At 66.8% G+C, this 22,261-nt stretch carries 17 protein-coding genes; 8 read left to right on the top strand and 9 right to left on the bottom strand.

Going from position 1 to position 22,261, the window contains the following annotated elements; all coding sequences use genetic code 11:
* Positions 1–180: 180 nt before the first annotated feature.
* The 3 genes from ABIA73_RS18505 to ABIA73_RS18495 form a co-directional block, all read right to left on the bottom strand.
* The gene (locus ABIA73_RS18505) at positions 181–1,899 is read right to left on the bottom strand and encodes a thiamine pyrophosphate-dependent enzyme (protein ID WP_025874311.1); all 1,719 of its coding nucleotides are present in this window, start codon (positions 1,897–1,899) and stop codon (positions 181–183) included.
* Between the two features lie 109 nt (positions 1,900–2,008).
* Entirely contained in the window at positions 2,009–2,869 is an 861-nt protein-coding gene (locus tag ABIA73_RS18500; RefSeq protein WP_354276144.1) for an SH3 domain-containing protein, read from the bottom strand.
* Positions 2,870–2,905: 36 nt separating this feature from the next.
* On the bottom strand, positions 2,906–3,382 hold the full coding sequence (locus ABIA73_RS18495) for a DUF3574 domain-containing protein (RefSeq protein ID WP_025874309.1): 477 nt from the start codon (positions 3,380–3,382) through the stop codon (positions 2,906–2,908).
* Positions 3,383–3,621: 239 nt separating this feature from the next.
* On the opposite strand from ABIA73_RS18495, the gene ABIA73_RS18490 reads away from it, so the two are divergent.
* From ABIA73_RS18490 to otsA, 4 genes are all read left to right on the top strand, one after another.
* Positions 3,622–6,054 carry a TonB-dependent receptor plug domain-containing protein gene (locus ABIA73_RS18490; protein WP_059064894.1) on the top strand — a complete coding sequence of 811 codons (2,433 nt, stop codon included), beginning with the start codon at positions 3,622–3,624 and terminating at the stop codon, positions 6,052–6,054.
* Between the two features lie 167 nt (positions 6,055–6,221).
* Positions 6,222–6,980 (top strand): trehalose-phosphatase, encoded by a 759-nt coding sequence (gene otsB / locus ABIA73_RS18485; RefSeq protein ID WP_025874307.1) that lies wholly within the window; start codon positions 6,222–6,224, stop codon positions 6,978–6,980.
* Positions 6,981–7,018: 38 nt separating this feature from the next.
* A complete protein-coding gene (locus tag ABIA73_RS18480) occupies positions 7,019–8,800 on the top strand; it encodes a glycoside hydrolase family 15 protein (RefSeq protein WP_080150638.1) in 1,782 nt (593 codons plus the stop codon).
* Entirely contained in the window at positions 8,797–10,161 is a 1,365-nt protein-coding gene (gene otsA, locus ABIA73_RS18475) for an alpha,alpha-trehalose-phosphate synthase (UDP-forming) (protein ID WP_032975160.1), read from the top strand. Before ABIA73_RS18480 ends, otsA begins: the two co-directional genes overlap by 4 nt.
* Positions 10,162–10,232: 71 nt before the next feature.
* Here the strand turns inward: otsA and ABIA73_RS18470 are convergent, their stop codons facing one another.
* From ABIA73_RS18470 to rluD, 3 genes are read right to left on the bottom strand one after another with little or no spacing between them, the layout of a single operon-like run.
* Positions 10,233–10,658, bottom strand: a complete 426-nt coding sequence (locus ABIA73_RS18470; RefSeq protein ID WP_279208368.1) for a thiol-disulfide oxidoreductase DCC family protein — start codon at positions 10,656–10,658, stop codon at positions 10,233–10,235.
* Positions 10,658–11,425: a peptidoglycan editing factor PgeF gene (pgeF, locus tag ABIA73_RS18465; protein WP_032975162.1), complete on the bottom strand. Its 768-nt coding sequence runs from the start codon at positions 11,423–11,425 to the stop codon at positions 10,658–10,660. The genes ABIA73_RS18470 and pgeF overlap by 1 nt, the downstream gene beginning before the upstream one ends.
* A complete protein-coding gene (rluD, locus tag ABIA73_RS18460; protein WP_354276143.1) occupies positions 11,425–12,414 on the bottom strand; it encodes a 23S rRNA pseudouridine(1911/1915/1917) synthase RluD in 990 nt (329 codons plus the stop codon). Before rluD ends, pgeF begins: the two co-directional genes overlap by 1 nt.
* Positions 12,415–12,527: 113 nt before the next feature.
* Between rluD and ABIA73_RS18455 the strand changes: the two genes are divergently transcribed.
* Complete coding sequence (locus ABIA73_RS18455; RefSeq protein WP_025874301.1) at positions 12,528–13,412, top strand: outer membrane protein assembly factor BamD; 885 nt, start codon at positions 12,528–12,530, stop codon at positions 13,410–13,412.
* 154 nt (positions 13,413–13,566) lie between these two features.
* The gene (locus ABIA73_RS18450; RefSeq protein ID WP_354276142.1) at positions 13,567–14,766 is read left to right on the top strand and encodes a lipase family protein; all 1,200 of its coding nucleotides are present in this window, start codon (positions 13,567–13,569) and stop codon (positions 14,764–14,766) included.
* 110 nt (positions 14,767–14,876) lie between these two features.
* On the opposite strand, the gene ABIA73_RS18445 is transcribed toward ABIA73_RS18450, so the two are convergent.
* The 3 genes from ABIA73_RS18445 to sucC form a co-directional block, all read right to left on the bottom strand.
* Positions 14,877–16,511 (bottom strand): NAD+ synthase, encoded by a 1,635-nt coding sequence (locus tag ABIA73_RS18445; RefSeq protein WP_033832222.1) that lies wholly within the window; start codon positions 16,509–16,511, stop codon positions 14,877–14,879.
* A 218-nt stretch (positions 16,512–16,729) separates the two neighbouring features.
* A complete protein-coding gene (gene sucD / locus ABIA73_RS18440; protein WP_017356169.1) occupies positions 16,730–17,605 on the bottom strand; it encodes a succinate--CoA ligase subunit alpha in 876 nt (291 codons plus the stop codon).
* 21 nt (positions 17,606–17,626) lie between these two features.
* On the bottom strand, positions 17,627–18,796 hold the full coding sequence (gene sucC, locus ABIA73_RS18435) for an ADP-forming succinate--CoA ligase subunit beta (RefSeq protein WP_025874298.1): 1,170 nt from the start codon (positions 18,794–18,796) through the stop codon (positions 17,627–17,629).
* Positions 18,797–19,172: 376 nt separating this feature from the next.
* Here sucC and ABIA73_RS18430 point away from each other — a divergent pair, with 376 nt between their 5' ends.
* Positions 19,173–20,786, top strand: coding sequence for a sensor histidine kinase (locus ABIA73_RS18430; RefSeq protein ID WP_354276141.1), 1,614 nt, complete (start codon positions 19,173–19,175; stop codon positions 20,784–20,786).
* A gap of 54 nt (positions 20,787–20,840) precedes the next feature.
* Entirely contained in the window at positions 20,841–22,214 is a 1,374-nt protein-coding gene (locus tag ABIA73_RS18425) for a sigma-54-dependent transcriptional regulator (RefSeq protein WP_025874296.1), read from the top strand.
* Positions 22,215–22,261 lie beyond the last annotated feature (47 nt).

The raw sequence follows: 22,261 nt of genomic DNA, 5'->3' as shown, positions 1-22,261 counted from the left end.
GAAGCACTGCTTCGCAAGCGCCCGAACGCACAGCCGCCAGCGGCTGGGCCGGTCTGGGGGTTTACGGCGTCCCCCGCAACCGGACCCACCCCGCCATCCCACCGATACCCCGCTTTTGACGTTGACGTTGACGTTGATTCGGCGGGTGCAGGGCGCAGCCCTGCATCAAACCCCCAACCCTCACTTTTTCAGGAAGTTGTCCACCAGCAGATGCTTCACGTCGTCGATGCGACCACTCAGCACTGCCTTGGCCGCATACAACGCCGTGCCCGCCACCTGCTTGGCCTCGATCTGCGGCGGCATCACCAGCTCCGCGCGACTGGTGTGTACATCCAGCAGCGCCGGCCCACGCTGGGCCAGGAAATCCTGCACCGCTTCTTCCAGGTCCTCGCTGCGGGTCACCGTGCGGCCATGGAAGCCGATCACCTCGGCCAACCGCCCGAAATCCGGATTCTTCAGGTCGGTGTAGTTGTCCAGCAGCCCTTCCACCTTCTGCTCCAGCTCGACGAAATTCAGCGAGCCGTTGTTGAACACCACCACCTTGATCGGAAGATTCTCCTGCACCGCGGTCAGCAGGTCGCCCAGCAACATCGCCAACCCACCATCGCCGGACAACGAAATCACCTGCCGCCCCGGGAAGGCCTTCTGCAGACCCAGCGCCTGCGGCATCGCGTTCGCCATCGTGCCGTGCAGCAGGCTGGTCAGCGTGCGGCGCCGGCCGTTCACCCGGATGTGCCGCAGCACCCACACCATCGGCGAGCCACCATCCGCGGTGAACAGCGCATCGTCGGTGGCGTACTTCGACAGCAGCGCGGTCAGGTGCTGCGGATGGATCAGCTCGCCCTCACCCGGCTGCTCCTCCTGCTCGCGCTTCTTCAGCGCCTTGTCGCGGTGCTCGATGCATTCGTCCAGGAAACTGCTGTCTTCGCGCGGGGGCAGCATCGGCAGCAGCGCATCCAGCGTCGGTGCGATATCGCCGACCACGCCCAGGTTCACCGGATGGCGGCGACCGAGGTGGCTGCCGTCACGGTCGACCTGGATGATCGTGGCCTTGTCCGGATAGAACTGGCCCCAGGCGAAATCCGCGCCGAGCAGCAGCAGCGTGTCGCACTCCATCAACGTGTGGAACCCGGATTCGATGCCGAAGACTCCGGTCATGCCCATGTTGTACGGGTTGTCCGGTTCGACGAAGTCCTTCGCACGCGATGTGTGCGCCACCGGTGCCTGCAGGCGCCGCGCCAGTTCCAGCAGCTGCGCATGTGCCCCCTGGCAACCGGCGCCGGCATAGATGCCGATACGCTTGCCCTGCCCCAGCAGTTCGGCGATGTGCTGCAGCTCGGCCTCGGAGGGGCGCAGCACCGGCTGGGTGTAATGCACCGAGAACGGCACATCGTGCTTCACTTCCGCTTCGCTGATGTCGGCCGGCAGGATCACCACCGCCACACCGCGGCGACTGATCGCCGCCTGGCAGGCCAGCGCCACCACGCGCCGTGCCTGGGCCGGGCTGTGCACCTGCTCGCAGAACACGGTGCAGCTGCCGTACACCGCCTTGAAATCCACTTCCTGCGGGAACTCCATGCCCAGTTCGCTGGTGACCACCTGGCTGGCGATCAGCACCATCGGCGCGCGGTTGCGGTTGCTCTCGAAGATGCCGTTGATGAAGTGCAGACCGCCAGGACCGCACGAACCCGCGCAGGCGGTCAGCTGGCCACTGATCAATGAATCGGCACCGGCCGCGAACGCCGCGACCTCTTCATGGCGGACATGCACCCACTCGATCTCACTGCGATGCAGTGCGTCGGTGACATGGTTCAGGGTGTCGCCGACGATGCCATAACAACGGCGGACGCCCGCCTGCTGCAGGGTATCGACGACGATCTCGGCAACGCGCTTGCTCATGGGACTACAGCCTTGCAAGGGGGAACCCCGAGGCTAGTCCCGGTGAAGTGATGCTCCCGTGGGCAAGAGGCCGATCGCCTTGTCGTGCAAACTCCGGGCAGGGCTGCCGTCAATCGTTGACGTTGATCCACCCCGTCACCGCGCCGCGCTTCGGGTTGCGATAACGCAGCTTCACCCAACCATCCTGCTCATCCAGCATCTCCACGCGATCACCCTGCACCAGGTAGCGCTGCGTGCTCGATGCACCAGGGCGGTCGAACAGGAACAGGCGCGCAGGCAGCACGCTCGCCATCAGCCCCACCAGCGGCGCACCGCTTGCTGGTGCGCCGAGCCCGTCGCCGATGGCGCTTTCCAGCACCTTGCCGGAGGGATCGTAGGTACGCCACACCGCCAGTGGTCCTTGATTCTCGGTCTCTTCCCAGTGCAGCGCACGGTTCAGCGTATCGCCCAGCATCAACACGCTCTCACCGCGGTACAGATAGAGCTGCGGTCCGTTGAAGCGATACACGTCGGTGTACCACATCGGCCCACTGCGGCAGCTGGCGGTCAGCGTGCGCGTGGCGGCGTCGGCGGTAAGGCCCATCAGGTCACCGCACTGGTCGTGTCCATGGGTCACCGCCTTCAGTGCGCGGAACTCACCGCTGCCCACGTCGAAGCGATAGACCGCAACGGCCTCATTGACCATGCCCACCGCCGCGCGCGCAACCAGCTCGGGACGCCCGTCGAAATCGAGGTCCTCTGCGCCCAGGCGCGAATTTCCCTCGGCGTCCGGCGCGCCAGGCAGGCGCTGCCGCTTCCCTGCCGGCTGCAGGAGCACGGCTAGCATGCCGTCCTCCTGTACCTCTACCGACGCCTGCACGCCCGCTGCCGGCGAAAACCGCAGCAGGCCCCGGTCCTCGTCCTGCGCCTGTGCCGCCGGCGCCAACAGACCGGCCAGCATCACCGCCATCAGCACTTCCCTGGGTGTCATCGTCATTCCCTGCAGCGCCACAGTGGCGCGTCCAGGTCAGAACGATACGTCAACCGCCTGCCGCGACCACAGTACCGACTGGTGTTTGGTCTGCTGCTTCCACGCCAGACGGATCGCTTCGATGTCGGCGCGGCGCTGCGGGCTGTCCTCGTGCAGCACCACCAGCACCTTGGTGCGCAGGCGGTTCGGGGAGGCATCGCCACGGAACAGCCACTGGCCGTAGGCATCGAACACGGTCAGGCCGTCCGGGAAGCGCGGCGTCACTTCCTTGTCCAAGAACGCGCGCCACTGCGCATCGCTGATGGTGTCGGCCTGCGGGCGGTCACCGGCGCCCTGCTCTTCGCCCACGCCGAAATAAAGCTCGCTGCGCACCCAGCCGTGGCCGCTGGACGGACGCGCGGCGTCGCCCTGCAGGTCGGCGGTGGTGGCATAGGCGCTGGGCGCCTTGGAGGACAGGCTGGCGCAGCCACTGGTGGCCAGCAGCACGGCGAAGACAAGGCCAAGGTGTTTCATCGGGAACAGCACTCCGGGAAGGGGAAAAAGCACGACGAAGGGGCACGGAGGGTACACCTGCGCCTCGGTTGCGGCTGCAACCAATGCCCTCATGCCGGCAGGGCATGAAGTGATGCAATGGGAGACGGGACTTGCATCGCACCGCCTCCTCACGCCAAGATAATATATCGCTTCATCCGGATGGATGTAAGTGAAACTATCTGCCCCCCCTTCCCCACGTCGTTGCTGCTGGAGTCCGCATGTCCCCCCGCCTGTCCGCGTCGCCGCTCGGCCTCGCCATCGCGCTCGCCCTGTCCCCCGCCCTGGCTTCGGCCCAGGACGCCGCCACCAACCTGGACACGGTGATCGTCACCGGCACCCGCGCCGCCGACCGCACCGTGCTTGAATCCACCTCGCCGGTGGACGTGCTGACCGCCGAGGACATCCGCAAGGCCGGCGTGGTCAACGGCGAGCTGGGCAGCGCCCTGCAGGCCCTGCTGCCCTCGTTCAACTTCCCCCGCCAGTCCAACTCCGGCGGCGCCGACCACGTGCGCGCCGCGCAGCTGCGCGGGCTGTCGCCGGACCAGGTGCTGGTGCTGGTCAACGGCAAGCGCCGCCACCACACCGCGCTGGTCAACACCGACAGCAAGATCGGCAAGGGCACCACCCCGGTCGACTTCAACGCAATCCCGGTCAGCGCCATCAAGCGTATCGAAGTACTGCGCGATGGCGCCGGTGCGCTGTACGGCTCCGATGCCGTGGCCGGCGTGATCAACGTGATCCTCGACAACGGCGGCGACGGCGGCGAGATCGAAGCCAGCTACGGCGCCAACCACACCGACCTCAAGCCGATCGGCCGCACCCTCACCGACGGCCAGACGGGCAACCTCAGTGCCAAGGTCGGCACCTCGCTGGGCGAAGACGGCGGCTTCCTGCGCGTCGGCCTGGAATACAAGAAGCGCAACGGCACCAACCGCGCCGGCTTCGACCAGATTCCGCCGTGGGACCAGACCGAGGCAAATCTTGCACTGCAGGGCAAGCGCAACTACGTGCTCGGCGATGGCGCCAGCAAGGACATCAATCTGTGGCTGAACACCGAGATTCCGGTGGGCAAGACCGCGACGTTCTATGCGTTCGGTACCTTCAACCAGCGTGATACCGAAGGCGCGAACTACTTCCGCTATCCCGATGGCGATGCCAACTGGAAGGAGGTCTACCCCAATGGCTACCGGCCGATCTCCGAAGGTGAGAACCGCGACGTGCAGGCGGTGGCCGGTATCCGTGGGCAGTGGGGTGAATGGAGTTATGACGGCAGCCTGGATTACGGCCAGAACGACTTCACCTATCGTCTGCGCGATTCGCTGAATGCCTCGCTGGGCCCGACCAGCCCGACCCGCTTCAAGACCGCGGACTACGAGTACGCGCAGACCGTGGGCAACTTCGACCTGAGCCGCGTGTTCTCGCAGAGCGACAGCATCAGCCACACCCTGGGCCTGGGCGCCGAAGCCCGCCACGAGCGCTACCAGACCCGTCCAGGCGACCCGGCCAGCTACGCCGCCGGCCCGTACACCGATCGTCCGACCGGCTCGCAGGCAGGCGGTGGCCTGACTCCGCAGGACGCGGCGACCTTGTCGCGCGATGTGGCCAGCGTCTACGCCAGCCTGTCCAGCCAGTTCGGCGAAAAATTCTCCACCGACCTGGCCGCGCGCTACGAGCACAGCGATGACTTCGGCGGCGAACTGACCGGCAAGCTCGGACTGCGCTACGAGTTCACCCCGGCATTCGCCCTGCGCGGCGCGATCTCCAACAATTTCCGCGCACCGTCGCTGGCGCAGATCGGCTACGAATCCACCTCCACCGGTTACAACGCCGGCGGCCAGCTGGTGCAGGGCCGCCTGCTCTCGGTCAACAACCCCATCGCCCGTGGCCTGGGTGCGCAGGACCTGAAGCCGGAGAAGTCGCTGAACACCTCGCTCGGCTTCACCAGCCGCATCGGCGAGCACTTCGACCTGTCGCTGGACTTCTTCCAGATCGACATCGACGACCGCATCGCACTGTCCGAGAGCATCACCGGCGATGCACTGACCGATTACGTGGCCACCAACTACGGCGTCGGCGGCCTGCAGAGCGCCAGCTTCTTCGTCAACGCCGCCGACACGCGCACCCGCGGCGCCGAGCTGGTGAGCAACTGGCGGCAGTCGCTGGGCGATGGCCAGCTGCTGTTGACCGGCACCTACGCCTACACCAAGACCACGCTGAAGAACGTGCTGGCCACACCGGCGCAGCTGCAGGCGCTGGATCCGGACTACGTGCTGTTCGGCATCGAAGAGACCAATACGCTGACCGACGCCACCCCGCGCACCCGTGGCAGTTTCTCAGCCGCTTGGAGCAACGACCGCTGGTCGCTGAGCAGCCGGGTGAACCGCTACGGCAGCGCGACCCGCGTATTCAACTTCGGTGATGGCTACATTCCGCGCCAGACCTACCAGGCCGAGTGGCAGCTGGATGCGGAAGTGGAATACCGCATCACCCCGCAGTGGAGCGTGGCCATCGGTGGGCAGAACCTGACCGACAACTACCCGGATCGCTCCAACGAGGACATCCACTACTTCGGCAACCTGCCCTACGACGTGCTGTCGCCGATCGGCAGCAACGGTGCGTACTACTACGGTCGCGTGCGCTACACGTTCTGATTGCTGCGAACAACGTGCCGACCAACGGTCGGCACCCACCGGGGACGCGATGGATCGCTGCGGGTGGGTGCGCCGGCACCCACCGGGTGGGTGCGGACCGTTGGTCCGCACCAGCCGTAGCCTGACCTCGACCCGGCGTACACGCCGCCGCTGGCATGGTGGTCGTCATGGCTGAACCGCTCCCCCTGCGTCCGCCACCTCCATTGCTGGACGACGCCTGCGCGTTGTTCCTCGATGTGGATGGCACCCTGATCGAATTCGCTGCACGCCCCGACGCCGTGCAGCTTCTCCCCGATGTGCGTGAAGCCATCGGCCGCATCAGCGATCGACTGGAAGGTGCCGTGGCACTGGTCAGTGGTCGCCCGCTTGAACAGCTGGACCAGTTGTTCGCGCCGCTCAAGCTTCCCGCTGCGGGCCTGCATGGCCACGAACTGCGTGCGCAGGACGGGCACGTGATACGCGATGAGCATGCTGACGACACCGCCGACTGGCTGCATGCGCTTCATCAACAAGCCATGCGTTTCGCCCATGGCCACCCCGGCGTGCTGGTCGAGAACAAGGGCGTAGGCCTGGCCCTGCACTGGCGTGGCGCACCGCATGCAGCCAACGATGTGCGCGCCTTCGCCGACCGCCACGTTCGCGGCCGTGCCAGCTATCGCCTGCAGCCGGGCGACCATGTCGTCGAATTCGTCCCGGTGGCTACCAACAAAGGCAGAGCCGTACGTCGGCTGATGCAGTACCTGCCGTTCCGTGGTCGTCTGCCGGTGTTCCTCGGCGATGACCTGACCGATGAATTCGGCTTCGATGCGGCCAATGGCCTGCATGGCTGGAGCGTGCTGATCGGCGAACGTGAACCCAGTGCAGCGGTGTTCGCGCTGCCCGACATACGCAGCGTGCACGCCTGGCTGCGTGAGAATGCGTATTGACCCCGGCCCCCACGGCCGCAACCGAGATGTACCGCGTGATGACCCAACCCGATCTTGATCTGGGCGTGGTCGGCAACGGCAGCTTCGGCGCCCTTATCGACAAGCACGCCCGTGTTGTCTGGAGTTGCCTGCCGACCTTCGACGGCGACCCGACCTTCTGTGCCCTGCTCAGCCCCAACCAGCAGACCGGCGGCGACTTCGCCATCGAGCTGGAGGACTTCGCCGGCAGCGAACAGGAATACCTGACCAATACCGCGATCCTGCGCACCGTGCTGCGCGATGCGCATGGGGGCGCGCTGGAAATCCTCGATTTCGCCCCGCGCTGGCGCCAGAACGATCGTTTCTACCGGCCGGTCAGCCTCATCCGCCAGGTGCGACCGTTGTCCGGCAGCCCGCGCATCGTGATCCGTGCGCGGCCACTGGCCGACTGGGGCGCGCGCGTCCCCGAGTCCACCTGGGGCAGCAACCACGTGCGCTGGATCCTGCCCGAGCATGTGCTGCGCTTGACTACCGACGTGCCGGTGCGCTTCGTGCGTGATGGCCTGCCGTTCGTGCTCAACCATCCCATCCATCTGATCCTGGGCGTGGATGAATCGCTCAACCGCTCCATCAGCGGCTATGTGCAGGAAGCGTTCCAGCGCACCCGCGACTACTGGCGCGAATGGGTGCGCTACCTGTCCATCCCGCTGGAATGGCAGGACGCGGTGATCCGCAGTGCGATCACCCTCAAACTCTGCCAGTACGAGGACAGCGGCGCGATCATCGCGGCAATGACCACCTCGATTCCGGAAGCGCCCGGCAGCGTCCGCAACTGGGACTACCGCTACTGCTGGCTGCGCGATGCCGCCTTCGTGGTGCGCGCGTTGAACCGTCTGGGCGCCACCCGCACGATGGAGCAGTTCCTCGGCTACATCTTCAACCTGGCCACCACCGACGGCACGCTGCAGCCGCTGTACGGCATCGGCTTCGAAGCCAAGCTGGACGAGGACGAAGTGCCCAGCCTGTCCGGCTACCGCGGCATGGGCCCGGTGCGGCGCGGCAACCTGGCCTGGGTACAGCGCCAGCACGATGTATACGGCAGCGTGGTGCTGGCCTCCACCCAGCTGTTTTTCGACCGCCGCCTGCAGGATCCGGGTGACAGCCACACCTTTGCCCGGCTCGAGCCGCTGGGTGAACAGGCGTTCGCACTGCACGACGTGCCCGATGCCGGCCTGTGGGAATTCCGCGGCCGCACCGAAGTGCATACCTACACCAGCGCGATGTGCTGGGCGGCGTGCGATCGCCTGTGCAAGATCGCCGTGCGCCTGAAGCGTGATGACCGTGCACAGTACTGGCGCGAGCGTGCCGATACCATCCACGCACGCATCATGGAAAAAGCCTGGAGCGAGGAGCTCGGCCACTTCACCGATACCTTCGATGGCCATCGCCTGGATGCCTCGCTGCTGCTGCTGGCCGACATCGGCTTCATCGACGCCAACGACGCACGCTTCGTCGCCACCGTCGAGGCCATCGGCCGCGACCTCAAGCACGGCAACGCGCTGTACCGTTACATCGCGCCGGATGATTTCGGCGAGCCGGAAACCAGCTTTACCATCTGCACGTTCTGGTACATCGATGCGCTCGCCGCCATCGGCCGCATGGATGAGGCGCGCGACATGTTCGAATCACTGTTGCAGCAACGCAACCATCTTGGCCTGCTGTCGGAAGACCTTGCCTTCGACGGTGGTGAAGCCTGGGGCAACTTCCCGCAGACCTACTCGCATGTCGGCCTGATCACTGCGGCGATGCGCCTGTCGCGGTCCTGGCAGGAGGCTTCATGAGCCGTCTTGTCATCGTATCCAACCGCGTGGCTGTGCCCGGCGAGAACCGTGCCGGTGGCCTCGCCGTGGGCCTGCTGGCGGCGCTGAAGGAACGCGGCGGATTGTGGTTCGGCTGGAGTGGCAAGAGCGTGCGCGAGGCCAGTGGCGCGCTGCACGAGCAGCGCGATGGTGACATCCAGTACGTCACCATGGACCTGGCCAAGCGCGATGTGGACGGTTACTACAACGGCTTCGCCAATCGCACGCTGTGGCCACTGCTGCACTTCCGCCTGGACCTGGTCGACTACGACCGCGGCACCCGCGAGACCTACCACAGGGTCAATGCACTGTTCGCCGACAAGCTGGCGCCGCTGCTGCGCGAAGACGACATCGTCTGGATCCACGACTATCACCTGATTCCGCTCGGCGCGATGCTGCGCGAGCGCGGCATCGGCTGCCGCATCGGCTTCTTCCTGCACATCCCGATGCCCTCGGCCGACCTGCTGCAGGCCATGCCCGATCATCTGCGGCTGTTCTCGGCGCTGTATGCCTATGACCTGGTCGGCTTCCAGACCCAGCGCGATGCCGATCGCTTCCAGACCTACCTGCGCCTGTTCGGCGGTGGCCGGGTACTGGAAAACGGCAAGCTCGAAGCGCCCGGCGGACGTCACTTCCGAGCCGCGGCGTTCCCCATCGGCATCGACACCGAGCTGATCGCCCGCCAGGCCAGCACCGCAGCCAGCAAGGCGGCCGTGAAGAACCTGCGCAGCAGCCTGCGCGACCGCCAGCTCGCCATCGGCGTGGATCGCCTGGACTATTCCAAAGGCCTGCCCGAACGGTTCCTCGGCTTCGAACGCTACCTGCAGCGCCATCCCGACCAGCGCGGCTCGCTCACGTACCTGCAGATCGCACCGGTCTCGCGCGGCGATGTCACCGAATACCGGCAACTGCGCAGCCAGCTGGAGCAGATCGCCGGCCACATCAATGGTGGCCATGCCGAGCCGGATTGGACACCGCTGCGCTACGTCAACCAGAACTTCACCCACGCCACGCTGACCGGCTTCTACCGTGCCGCCGCTGTCGGCCTGGTGACCCCGCTGCGCGATGGCATGAACCTGGTCGCCAAGGAATACGTTGCCTCGCAGGACCCGGAAGATCCCGGCGTGCTGGTGCTGTCCCTGCTGGCCGGCGCCGCCGATGAAATGAAGCAGGCGCTGCTGGTCAACCCGCACGATCTGGACGGCGTGGCCGATGCCATCGCCACTGCGGCGACGATGTCGCTGCACCGGCGCAAGGAACGTTGGCACGCGATGATGGAACACCTGCGCACCTACGACATCAACCACTGGCGCCGCAGCTACCTCGAAGCCTTGGAAGGTTGACCGCCCACGGGCATGGCCCGGCGCTACATTGATCCGGGCACGGGGTAGCGCCGGGCTACGCCCGGCGGCGCTTAATCGAGGAACCGCGCGGCCTGTGCCGGCGTCGGCAGGAAGCAGGTGTCATGGCGCCCGAACCAGCGATAGCGGTTGCGTGCCAATACGCGGTAGGCCCCGTCGCGCCAGCGGCGTGGCAGCACGCGCAGTACGGTCGCCAGGCGCCAGCCACCACCCAGTGCCGCCAGCACGCGCAGGATCGCATCGGTATCGGTCCACGCGCCCTGCCCGTCCAACAGCAGGAACGAGGTCGGGTCGTGCGCGTCCAGGCCATGCGCGCGCAACATCGCGCTGCCCTGCGCGCCCTGCATCGCCGCGAAGCGAAAGCGTTCCTGCCGGTCGAACCGCAGCAGGAAACGCACCCAGCGGCTGCACAACGCGCAGACGCCATCGAAGACGATCACGCCGCCAGGTTCTGCCCCCGCAGCGCGATCCCCGCGCATCAGTCCATCCACACCAGCGTCGCCATCCGGCCGGTGCGGCGGTCGCGACGGTGCGAGTACAGATCCGCATCGGCCATGGTCGAGACCGTGCCGCCGTGGATGTTGCCCAGCTCCATGCCCGCGGCCTGCAGGCGCTGTCGCGCCAGCGCGAACAGATCCACTTTCCAGTGACCGGGGCGGGTCGCCACGAAGGCCGCCGCAGCGGCCGCGTCGTGGCCGACGAAGGCGTGGTACACCTCTTCGCCGATCTCGTAGTCGGCCGGTCCCGCTGCTGGGCCCAGCCACGCGCGCAGCTGCGCCGGTGGCGTCTGCATGGCGGCCACGGTGGCCTCCAGCATGCCGTCGGCCAGGCCACGCCAACCGGCATGGGCGGCGCCCACCTCGCTGCCATCGACAGCGGCGAACACCACCGGCAGGCAGTCCGCGGTGAGGATCGCCAGCACCACGCCGGGTACCGACGTCACCGCGGCATCGGCCACCGGTTCGCTGGCGCCCTCCACCGGCGGCGCGCCGAAACGCAGCACGGTGCTGCTGTGCACCTGGCGCAGCCAATGCGGCGCCGATGGCAGTGCCAGGCCCTGCTGCAGCAGCTGCCGGTTGTGCTCGACGTTGGCTGGGGTGTCACCGTCGGCCGCATGCCGGTTGCCCAGGTTGAACTGGGCGAACGGCGCTGGCGAGATACCCGCGCCATGCCGGCGCGTGGTCAGTGCATGCACGCCCGGGGGCGCCGGCCAATCAGCCTGCAGCAGCGGCAGCGCGGTAGTCATTACCAGCGGTCCCGCTCGCGCTCGGCGAAGGCCGCGCTGTCTTCGCGCAGCACCTTCATCAGGTGCAGCATGTCGGCCGGCGCCGGCGCGGTGTTGCGCACCGACTCACCACTGATCGGATGCACGAACTCCAGGGTCTCTGCATGCAGGGCCTGGCGCTTGAAGCCGCGCAGCGCGGCCACCAGCTCGTCGCTGGCCCCCTTCGGCAGCTTCAGCGCACCGCCGTACAGCTGATCGCCCACGATCGGATGGCGCAGGTGCGCCATGTGCACGCGGATCTGGTGGGTACGCCCGGTTTCCAGGCGGCATTCCAGCGCGGTATGCGCACGGAAGCGCTCGCGCAGTCGGTAATGGGTCACCGCTTCCTTGCCATCCTCGCGCACGCCCATCTTCAGGCGGTCGCGCGGGTGGCGATCGATCGGCGCATCTGCGGTACCACCGGCCACCAGCGCGCCCATCACCACGGCCAGGTACTGGCGGTGCACGTCACGGGCGGCCAGCTGCTCGACCAGTGCGGTCTGCGCTTCCAGCGTGCGGGCCACGACCATCACGCCGCTGGTGTCCTTGTCCAGGCGATGCACGATGCCCGCGCGCGGCAGCACCGCCACCGACGGGTCGCGGTACAGCAGCGCATTGACCAGGGTGCCGCTGTGGTTGCCGGCACCGGGGTGCACGACCAGGCCGACCGGCTTGTTGATCACCAGCAGGTGCTCGTCCTCGAACAGCACGTCCAGCGGGATGTCTTCCGGCTCGGCGCTGGTCTGGGCTTCCAGCACCACCTGCAGGGTGACCACCTCGCCGCCGCGCAGCGCGTCGCGCGGGCGTGCCTGCGCGCCGTCCAGCAGGACGTCGCCAGCCTTGATCCACTCGGTCAGGCGGGAGCGGGAGTATTCGGGGAACAGCTCGGCCACGACCGCGTCGAAACGACGGCCGGCGGAGGTGTCGGGGACAACGGCCTGGCGGGCCGATTCGGAGGGTTGTTCAGACATGGCAGGGGGCATCTTTGAAATTTTGGGGTCCCGGCGAGCCGGTTTCAGTCGCTGGACAGGACACTAGGCTATCATCGACCCTTCGTATTCCAGCCGCGTCCCGCATTGACCCCATGATCCGACGCTCCGTCCTGCTCTCCGCGCCCGTCCGCCTGACCGCCCTCCTGCTGGTGCTGGTCATCGTCGCCACTGGCTGCAACCGCGGCACCAAGGGCGATCGCCCTGATGAAGGCACCCCGGTCGAACAGCTCTACGAAAAGAGCCACAAGCTGATGCAAGGCGGCAACTGGAGTGGCGCTGAAGCCAGCTTCCGTCGCCTGGTGGCACAGTATCCCTACGGCCCGTACACCGAGCAGGCGATGATCGAATCGGCCTATGCCCAGTACAAGGCCGGCAAGCACGATGACGCGGTGTCCAGCATCGACCGCTTCATCCGTACCTACCCGACGCACCGCAACATCGCGTACCTGTACTACCTGCGCGGCCTGGCCAACTCCAACCGCAATACGGTTTTCCTGCGTCGCGTATGGTCGTTGGACGCAAGCCGCCGCGATCTGTCCACGCCGCATCAGGCGTATTCAGACTTCAACATCGTGGTCGATCGCTACCCCAACAGCCGCTACGCCGCCGATGCGCGCCAGCGGATGCTGGTGCTGCGTGACGTATTCGCCCAGCATGAGCTCGACAATGCCCTGTACTACGTGCGTCGCGGCGCCTGGGTCTCGGCTGCCGGCCGCGCCAACTACCTGCTGGAAAACTACCCGCAGAGCGCATTCCAGAACGATGCCGTGGCGGTGCTGGCCGAGTCCTACACCCACCTGGGCAACAAGACCCTGGCCGACGACGCCCGCCGCGTCCTGCAGTTGAACCAGCCGGATCACCCGTGGCTGGAAGGCAAGTGGCCGAAGTACCCGTGGATGATCCGCAAGCTGAACCCGTTTGCCGGCGAGAAGTCCGCCGCCACCGGCCAGCGCAACGCGCGAATGGAAAAGAAGTAAGAAAAGAGGCCCCGCACGGGGCCTTTTTTTTTGCCTGGCGTCACCGCTAGGAATGCTACGAACCGGCGATCACTGCGACTTCCATCGCAGTCGGCGCGCAGGACAGCTCCCAGAATGCGGCGCAAAGGCCATCCCGGCCTGCATGGAGCGCCACATGTCCTCATCGTCCCTGCGGTTCCGACCCCGCCCGACCCTGCTGGTCACTGCCCTGCTCGCGCTGGCCGCCAGTCCCCTTGTCGCGCTGGCGGCGGAGCCGGGTGACCTGCTCTCGGCCGCGCCCTACCGCGCCAGCTGGGTGCCCTCCAAGGCCGCCCAGGCCTACAAGCTGGCCTACCGCACCCCCGATCATCACGGACGCCTGGCCGAGGCGACCGGGCTGGTCTACCTGCCCGCCGGGCCTGCGCCGGCAGGTGGCTGGCCGGTCGTATCCTGGGCCCACGGCACCCAGGGCATCGCCGACCACTGCGCGCCTTCGGTATCCGGCCCCTATCAGCCCGAGCGCGATGGCCGCTTCCTCGACCAGTTCCTGGCACAGGGCTATGCCGTTCTCGCCGCCGACTACCAAGGCCTGGGCAGCCCGGGTGATCACGCCTACCTGCACGTGCGCACCTCCGCGCGCAACGCCATCGACCTCATCAAGGCCAGCCGCCATTTCCTCGGCAATGCCACGCTGTCACCGCGTTGGGTATCGGTGGGCCATTCGCAGGGCGGCGCTGCCGCGCTCACTGCCGGCCATCTGGCACCGTCCTATGGACCCTCGCTGCAGTACCGCGGCAGCTTCACCACCGGCACACCCACGGCCGTCGAACTGACTGCGCTGGTGATGAAGCCGGACAGCCGCACGCCGAATCCGGGCGCGCTCAATGCCTATCACGCCTACCTGCTCGATGGCCTGCTGCAGGTGGAGCCGCGTATCGCACGCGTGCTCAGCGATGAGGGCCATGCACGGGTCGCGCTGGCGCGCCAGCAGTGCCTGGGCCCGCTGGCAGCCACCCTGGAAGGGGCGAACACGGGAGAAATGTTCAGCGCACCGTTGACCTCGGTGCCGGGCATCTGGGCGCTGCTGCATGACTATCTGGGCGTGCCACGGCGGGGCTTCAGCCAACCGTTGATGCTGGGCCACGGCAGCGAGGATCGAGACGTGCCCTATCTCACCACCCTGCTGTATGCCGTCGGTCTGGCCCTGCGCGGCGAACCGGTGGCATTCCGCCGATACCCGGTCGACCATCGCGGCACGCTGGACGCAGCGGCGGCCGATGGCCTGGCATTCGTGCGTGCGCGGCTGGGGCACAGCCAATTTGACGAGGCCGCCGAAACCGCCAGCCTGGAGCAACTGCTCAACGAAGCCCGGTAGATCCACGCCATGCGTGGATGGGCGGTACACCCGGTTGCCGGCCAGCGGCCGGCACTACCGATGGATCCATCGAACATCGGTAGCGCCGGGCCATGCCCGGCGACCGGTCCTCAGCTCTTGTAGCCGTTGCTGATCGGGTAGCGGCGCTCACGCCCGAACGCGCGGCGCGAGACCTTCGGGCCCGGCGCGGCCTGGTGGCGCTTCCACTCGCTGATCCGCACCAGCCGCAGCACACGATCCACCACCGCCGCGTCATAGCCTGCAGCGACGATCTCCGTGCGCGACTGCTCTTGGTCGATGTAGCGGTACAGGATGCCGTCCAGCACGTCGTAGGCCGGCAGCGAATCCTGGTCGGTCTGGTTTTCGCGCAGTTCGGCCGAGGGCGGGCGGCTGATCACCGCCGGCGGGATCACCGGCGCACCGCCAACGGTGTTGCGCCACTTGGACAGGCCGAACACCTCGGTCTTGTACAGGTCCTTCAGCGGCGCGTACCCCCCGCACATGTCGCCATAGATGGTGGCGTAGCCGACTGCGTACTCGCTCTTGTTGCCGGTGGTCAGCAGCAGGCCGCCGAACTTGTTGGCCAATGCCATCAGGATCACGCCACGGCTGCGCGACTGCAGATTCTCCTCGGTCACATCCGGCGTGGTGCCCTCGAACATCGGCGCCAGCGCCTGCATCAGGCCCTGGAACGCCGGCTCGATGGAAACGGCTTCCAGCTTCACGCCCAGCGCCTCGCACTGCTCGGCGGCCAGGTCGTTGGACATGCCGGCGGTATAGCGCGACGGCAGGCGCACCGCCGTCACGTTCTCCGCGCCCAGTGCATCGACCGCCATGGCGAGCACGATCGCCGAGTCGATGCCACCGGACAGACCCAGCCACACCTTCTTGAAACCGTTCTTGCTGCAGTAGTCCTGGATGCCGCGGGTGACCGCGCGCCAGGCCAGCGCATCCATGCTCTCGTCGCCGTCGTCCATCCATACCTGCGGCAGGAAGCGGCGGGTAGCGCCGTCGTAGTCCACCACCAGCCACTGGTCGACGAAGGCCGCCGCGGCCGGGTGCACCGTGCCATCGCCATCGGCCACCACCGATGCACCATCGAACACCAGCGCGTCCTGGCCGCCCACCACGTTGAGGTAGGCGATCGCCGCGCCGCTTTCGCGGGTACGTGCAGCCAGCACGGCGTCACGCTGGGCATGCTTGCCACGCTCGTACGGCGAGGCATTGGGCACCACCACCAGCTGCGCGCCGGCACGCACCGTATCGGCCAGCGGCTCGGCGAACCACAGGTCCTCGCAGATCAGCAGGCCGACTGGGATGCCGTCGACCTCGAATACGCAGCTGCCACCGTCCGGGTCGACATCGAAGTAGCGGCGCTCGTCGAACACCGCGTAATTGGGCAGTTCGCGCTTGCGGTAGGTCTGCTCCACCAGGCCATCGCGCAGCACGCTGGCCGCGTTGTAGACCACCGCACCGGCGGCCTGTGGCCAGCCCACTACAGCGGTGATGCCACGGCACGCAGCAGCAATGCGGGTCATCGCCTGCTCGCACTCGTACAGGAAGCCCGGGCGCAGCAGCAGGTCCTCCGGCGGATAGCCGCTGACTGCCAGTTCGGGGAACATCACCAGCCCGGCGCCGTACTCATCGCGCGCCTGGCCGATCATCTCGATGATGCGCTCGGTGTTGCCGGCGACATCGCCAACCGGGAAGTCGAACTGCGCCATCGCGATGCGGATCGAAGCCATGAGGGTCCAGCCTGTGGTTGCAATGCGCACATTGTAGCGCCGCGACATGCGCTCGCCGGGCATGGCCCGGCGCTATCGCATGGACCATTCTGGTAGCGCCGGGCCATGCCCGGCGGGTGCCCAGACGCAGAAAGGCCGCCCTGAGGCGGCCTTTCTGTTTCAAGCAGCCGGCCAACGGCTCGGCTCTACAAACACGTAGCCGCTGCGCGGCTGCGGTCTTATTTCACCAGCTTGGCGATGGCAGCGCCCAGGTCGCCCGGCGAACGCACGGTGACGACGCCAGCAGCTTCCATGGCAGCAAACTTGCCTTCGGCAGTGCCCTTGCCGCCCGATGCGATCGCACCGGCGTGGCCCATGCGCTTGCCGGCCGGAGCCGAAGCACCCGCGATGAAACCGACGACCGGCTTCTTCACGTGGTTCTTGATGTACTCGGCACCGGCTTCTTCAGCGTCGCCGCCGATTTCGCCGACCATGATGATGCCTTCGGTCTGCGGGTCTTCGTTGAACAGCTTCAGGCAGTCGACGAAGTTCAGGCCGTTGATCGGGTCACCACCGATGCCGATGCAGGTGGACTGGCCCAGGCCGACTTCGGTGGTCTGCTTGACCGCTTCATAGGTCAGGGTGCCCGAACGCGACACGATGCCGATCTTGCCCGGCTTGTGGATGTGGCCCGGCATGATGCCGATCTTGCACTCACCCGGGGTGATGACGCCCGGGCAGTTCGGCCCGATCAGCACGGTGTCCGGATGCGAACGGGTCAGCACGTTCTTGACGCGCAGCATGTCCAGCACCGGGATGCCTTCGGTGATGCAGACAATGACCTTGATGCCGGCAGCAGCGGCTTCCAGGATCGCGTCAGCCGCGTACGGCGGCGGCACGTAGATGACCGAAGCGTTGGCGCCGGTGCTCTGCACGGCGTCGGCAACGGTGTTGAAGACCGGCAGGTCGATATGGGTGGTGCCACCCTTGCCCGGGGTCACGCCGCCAACAACCTGGGTGCCGTACTCGATCATCTGAGTGGCGTGGAAGGTGCCCTGCTGGCCGGTGAAGCCCTGCACGATCACCTTGGTGTTCTTATTGATCAAAACTGACATTGGATTTCCTTCGGTGTCGGATCAGGCGGCGTTCTTGACAGCTTCGACGACCTTCTTGGCACCGTCGTTGATGTTGTCGGCCGGGATGATGGCCATGCCGCTGTCACGCAGCAGCTGCTTGCCTTCTTCCACGTTGGTGCCTTCCAGACGCACCACGACCGGAACCTTGACGCCCACTTCCTTCACGGCGGCAATGATGCCTTCGGCAATCATGTCGCAGCGGACGATGCCGCCGAAGATGTTGACGAAGATGCCTTCGACCTTGTCCGAGGACAGGATCAGCTTGAACGCTTCGATGACGCGCTGCTTGTTGGCGCCGCCGCCCACGTCCAGGAAGTTCGCCGGCTCGCCGCCGTTGAGCTTGATGACGTCCATGGTGGCCATGGCCAGGCCTGCGCCGTTGACCATGCAGCCGATGTTGCCGTCCATGGTGACGTAGTTGATGTCCAGCTCCGAAGCGATCACTTCGGTCGGATCTTCCTGGGTCTTGTCGCGCATGGCGACCAGGGCCTTCTGGCGGAACGCGGCGTTGTCGTCGCTGTCGAACTTGCCGTCCAGCGCGTACAGGTTGCCGTCGTCCAGGATGGCCAGCGGGTTGATTTCAACCAGCGCCAGGTCCTTTTCGTTGAACAGGCGGTACAGGTTCACCATGATGTTGGCGAACTGGCCGGCCTGCTTGGCGGTCAGGCCCAGCTTGAAGCCGAAATCACGACCGTGGTAACCCTGCACGCCTTCGACGAAGTCGACGTTCAGCGAGTGGATCAGCTCCGGGGTTTCAGCGGCGACCTGCTCGATCTCCACGCCGCCTTCCGAAGAAGCGATGTAGGTGATGGTCTTGGTGCCACGGTCAACCAGCACCGACAGGTACAGTTCCTTGACGATCTCGCCAGCGGTGGTCACCAGCACCAGGTTGACCGGCAGTTCAACGCCAGCGGTCTGGTAGGTGGCCATCTTGGTGCCGAGCATCTTGGCCGCAGCGGCCTTCACGTCGTCGGTGGTCTTGCAGAACTTGACGCCGCCAGCCTTGCCGCGGCCGCCAGCGTGGATCTGCGCCTTGACCATCCAGGGGCCCTGGCCCAGGGAGTTGGCAGCGGCAACAGCTTCGTCCGGGGTCGCAGCGACCTTGCCGGCCGGGACCGGGATGCCGTACTCGGCAAGCAGTTGTTTTGACTGGTATTCGTGGAAATTCATGCGTCACCGTGGGAATAGGAACGACCGCACGCAATTCCTCAGGGCCCCGGCGGGGCGCCGGCATGGACCGCGGCGGGCCCACTATTGTGGCCGAGCCGGCGCCGGGGCGCAAAGAAGTATGGACAAAAGGCCGGAACCGGCCAGATTTCCATGGTCATTCAGGCAGTTGCGGCACGGGCTGGATCACGCCGCAAACGCCCGCCCGGGCCGACTGCGCAGCCCAGCCCGGTACAGGCGCCCTATACTGGCCCGGTAAATTCGACCCACGGTGCCGGCAACCGGGCAGCGAGCAGGTCCGACGATCGGGGGACGTCGGGCAGGTTCGGCCCACCGCCGTCATGACCCAGTTCCAGGCAGCCAGAAGGGGAGTTCCGGCGTGTCACCCAGTGCTTCATTGATCGACCGCATCGAATCGATACCGCGGCGTGAGCTGTATTTCTTCGCCCTGTACCGGGTGCTGATCGCCTCGGTCATCGCCGCCCTGCTGTACAGCCCGTTGTCGGCCATGGTCGGCGAAGCCCACCACCCGCGCCTGGCCTATTCGGTCGGCGCCACCTATCTGCTGCTGTCGCTGCTGCTGCTGGTAATCGGCCGCAACGAGCGCTGGCTGCGACCCATCGTGGTCGGCGGCGTGCTGTTGGACATCGTCGCCGCCAGCCTGCTGGCGCACGCCCTGCCCGGTGCCAGCGCCGGCATCTCGATGTCGCTGCTGTTCAACATCGCCGCCGCCGCCACCCTGCTGCCGCTCAGCTGGGGCCTGGTGCTGGCGCTGGCCGCCAGCGTCGCCACCGCCGCCGAATACCTGTGGAAGGTGCTGGAAGGCGGCGATCCCACCCGCACCCTGGCCGAACTGGCGATGTTCGCCACCAGCTACCTGGCCCTGGCCTTCATCAGCTACCAGGTCGGCAACCGTGCACGCCGCAACCAGCAGCTGGCCAACCAGCGTGGCGACGAAGTGGCCAACCTGTTCCAGATCAACGAACTGATCATCCGCCGCATGCGCACCGGCGTGGTGGTGGTGGATGCCGACAACCGCATCACCCTGGCCAACGAAGCTGCCTCGATCCTGCTGGGCGACCGCGATGGCAACAGTGATTCGGGCCGCCTCGACCTGGCCAGTGTCGCCCCCGAACTTGCCCGGCGTCTGCAACGCTGGCGCAACGGCTGGGCACAGGATGAAATGCCGCTGCAGCTCAACCCCGACCAGCCGGAAGTGCAACCGCGCTTCGCCCGCCTGCTGGCCGGCAGCGACCTGGTGCTGGTGTTCCTGGACGACTCCAGCGTGGTCTCGCGCCGCGCCGAATCGCTCACCCTGTCGGCGATGGGGCGCTTCTCGGCCAGCCTCGCGCACGAGATCCGCAACCCGCTGGCGGCCATCAACTACGCCGTGCAGCTGCTGGAGGAAGGCACCGGCTTCAACGAAAGCGACCGCCGCCTGCTGCAGATCATCCACCAGCAGTGCCAGCGCACCAACGGCATCGTTGAAAGCGTGCTGGGCCTGGCCCGACGCGAACGCGCCAACCCGGAAAACGTCGACCTGGCCGCCTTCGTGCGCCGCTTCGTGCTGGAGTACAAGCAGGGCCAGACGCTGGAAACCGACAGCATCGAACCGATCATCAACGACACCTCGGTGCCGGCCCAGGTCGACCCGCGCCACCTGTACCAGGTGCTGACCGTGCTGGTGCACAACGCCCTCAAGTACGGCCGCATCGGCGAGCAGCCCGCGCGCGTGCGGCTGCGCGTGGCCCAGCACGAGCGAAGTGCGGTGATCGACGTGATGGACCGTGGCCCCGGCATCCCCGAGACCGTCGCCGCGCAGCTGTTCCGCCCCTTCTTCACCACCTCCGAGCACGGCACCGGCCTGGGCCTGTATATCGCCCGCGAGCTGTGCAGGGCCAACCAGGCGCGGCTGGATTACATCCCCGTCCCCGCCGGCGGCTCCTGCTTCCGCCTGGTACTGCCCGGCCCGCACACCCTGCTTCCGCACTGATTCGGTGCGTCAAACATTTGTCGCCTTCCACACCCTCGGCTATCTTTCCCACCCATGAACGAAACCCGCAGCGCCCTCGTCGTCGACGATGAACGCGATATCCGCGAACTGCTGGTGTTGACCCTCGGCCGCATGGGCCTGCGCATCAGCACCGCCGCCAACCTCGCCGAAGCCCGCGAACTGCTGGCCAGCAATCCCTATGACCTGTGCATCACCGACATGCGCCTGCCCGATGGCAATGGCATCGAACTGGTCAGCGAGATCGCCCAGCACTACCCGCGCACGCCGGTGGCGATGATCACCGCCTTCGGCAGCATGGACCTGGCCGTGGAAGCGCTGAAAGCCGGTGCCTTCGATTTCGTCAGCAAGCCGGTGGACATCACCGTGCTGCGCGGCCTGGTCAAGCATGCGCTGGAACTCAACAACAGCGAACGCCCCGTTGCCGGCCCCGCCGCCGAACAGGCCGCACGCCTGCTCGGCGAATCGCCGGCGATGGACGTGCTGCGCGCCACCATCGGCAAGGTTGCGCGCAGCCAGGCGCCGGTCTACATCCTGGGAGAATCCGGGGTGGGCAAGGAACTGGTTGCACGCACCATCCATGCACAGGGTGCACGCGCCGCTGGGCCGTTCGTGCCGGTCAACTGTGGCGCCATTCCCACCGAGTTGATGGAGAGCGAGTTCTTCGGCCATCGCAAGGGCAGCTTCACCGGCGCCCATGCCGACAAGCCGGGACTGTTCCAGGCCGCACACGGCGGCACCCTGTTCCTGGATGAGGTGGCCGAGCTGCCGCTGCAGATGCAGGTGAAGCTGCTGCGTGCGATCCAGGAAAAATCGGTGCGCGCGGTGGGCGCCCCCAGCGAAGAACCGGTGGACGTGCGCATCCTCTCGGCCACCCACAAGGATCTGGCCGAGCTGGTCGAAGACGGGCGCTTCCGCCACGACCTCTACTACCGCATCAACGTCATCGAACTGCGCGTGCCGCCGCTGCGCGAGCGTCGCCAGGACCTGCCCGCGCTGGCCGCGTCGATCCTGGCGCGGCTGGCCCGCAGCCACGGCCGCGCCACCCCGCTGCTGGCGCCGTCGGCGCTGGACGCGTTGGCCCAGTACGGCTTCCCCGGCAACGTACGCGAGCTGGAGAACATCCTGGAACGCGCGCTGGCGCTGGCCGAGGAAGACCGTATCGGCGCCGACGACCTGCGCCTGCCGCAGCATGCCCCTCGCTCACCGGGCAGCGCTGCGCACGCTGAAGCCGTGGTCGATCTGCACCCGGGCAGTGCCGCCCTGCCCTCGTATATCGAACAGCTCGAGCGCAGTGCCATCCAGCGCGCGCTGGAAGAAAACCGCTGGAACAAGACCCGCACTGCCGCGCAGCTGGGCATCACCTTCCGTGCGCTGCGCTACAAGCTGAAGAAGCTGGGGATGGAATAAGGCTACCCCGTGGTGGTGCCGGCCGCTGGCCGGCGACCTCGTGCACC

The organism is Stenotrophomonas sp. 2694, from assembly GCF_040548715.1.
Taxonomy (GTDB): domain Bacteria; phylum Pseudomonadota; class Gammaproteobacteria; order Xanthomonadales; family Xanthomonadaceae; genus Stenotrophomonas; species Stenotrophomonas indicatrix.
Note: the sequence above shows the minus strand (reverse complement) of the source record. Positions and strands in the feature narration are given on the sequence as shown.

Coding starts and splice junctions, on each gene's coding strand:
- ABIA73_RS18505 (WP_025874311.1), bottom strand. CDS start 1,899: ATGAGCAAGCGCGTTGCCGAGATCGTCGTCGATACCCTGCAGCAGGCG.
- ABIA73_RS18500 (WP_354276144.1), bottom strand. CDS start 2,869: ATGACACCCAGGGAAGTGCTGATGGCGGTGATGCTGGCCGGTCTGTTG.
- ABIA73_RS18495 (WP_025874309.1), bottom strand. CDS start 3,382: ATGAAACACCTTGGCCTTGTCTTCGCCGTGCTGCTGGCCACCAGTGGC.
- ABIA73_RS18490 (WP_059064894.1), top strand. CDS start 3,622: ATGTCCCCCCGCCTGTCCGCGTCGCCGCTCGGCCTCGCCATCGCGCTC.
- otsB (WP_025874307.1), top strand. CDS start 6,222: ATGGCTGAACCGCTCCCCCTGCGTCCGCCACCTCCATTGCTGGACGAC.
- ABIA73_RS18480 (WP_080150638.1), top strand. CDS start 7,019: ATGACCCAACCCGATCTTGATCTGGGCGTGGTCGGCAACGGCAGCTTC.
- otsA (WP_032975160.1), top strand. CDS start 8,797: ATGAGCCGTCTTGTCATCGTATCCAACCGCGTGGCTGTGCCCGGCGAG.
- ABIA73_RS18470 (WP_279208368.1), bottom strand. CDS start 10,658: ATGCGCGGGGATCGCGCTGCGGGGGCAGAACCTGGCGGCGTGATCGTC.
- pgeF (WP_032975162.1), bottom strand. CDS start 11,425: ATGACTACCGCGCTGCCGCTGCTGCAGGCTGATTGGCCGGCGCCCCCG.
- rluD (WP_354276143.1), bottom strand. CDS start 12,414: ATGTCTGAACAACCCTCCGAATCGGCCCGCCAGGCCGTTGTCCCCGAC.
- ABIA73_RS18455 (WP_025874301.1), top strand. CDS start 12,528: ATGATCCGACGCTCCGTCCTGCTCTCCGCGCCCGTCCGCCTGACCGCC.
- ABIA73_RS18450 (WP_354276142.1), top strand. CDS start 13,567: ATGTCCTCATCGTCCCTGCGGTTCCGACCCCGCCCGACCCTGCTGGTC.
- ABIA73_RS18445 (WP_033832222.1), bottom strand. CDS start 16,511: ATGGCTTCGATCCGCATCGCGATGGCGCAGTTCGACTTCCCGGTTGGC.
- sucD (WP_017356169.1), bottom strand. CDS start 17,605: ATGTCAGTTTTGATCAATAAGAACACCAAGGTGATCGTGCAGGGCTTC.
- sucC (WP_025874298.1), bottom strand. CDS start 18,796: ATGAATTTCCACGAATACCAGTCAAAACAACTGCTTGCCGAGTACGGC.
- ABIA73_RS18425 (WP_025874296.1), top strand. CDS start 20,841: ATGAACGAAACCCGCAGCGCCCTCGTCGTCGACGATGAACGCGATATC.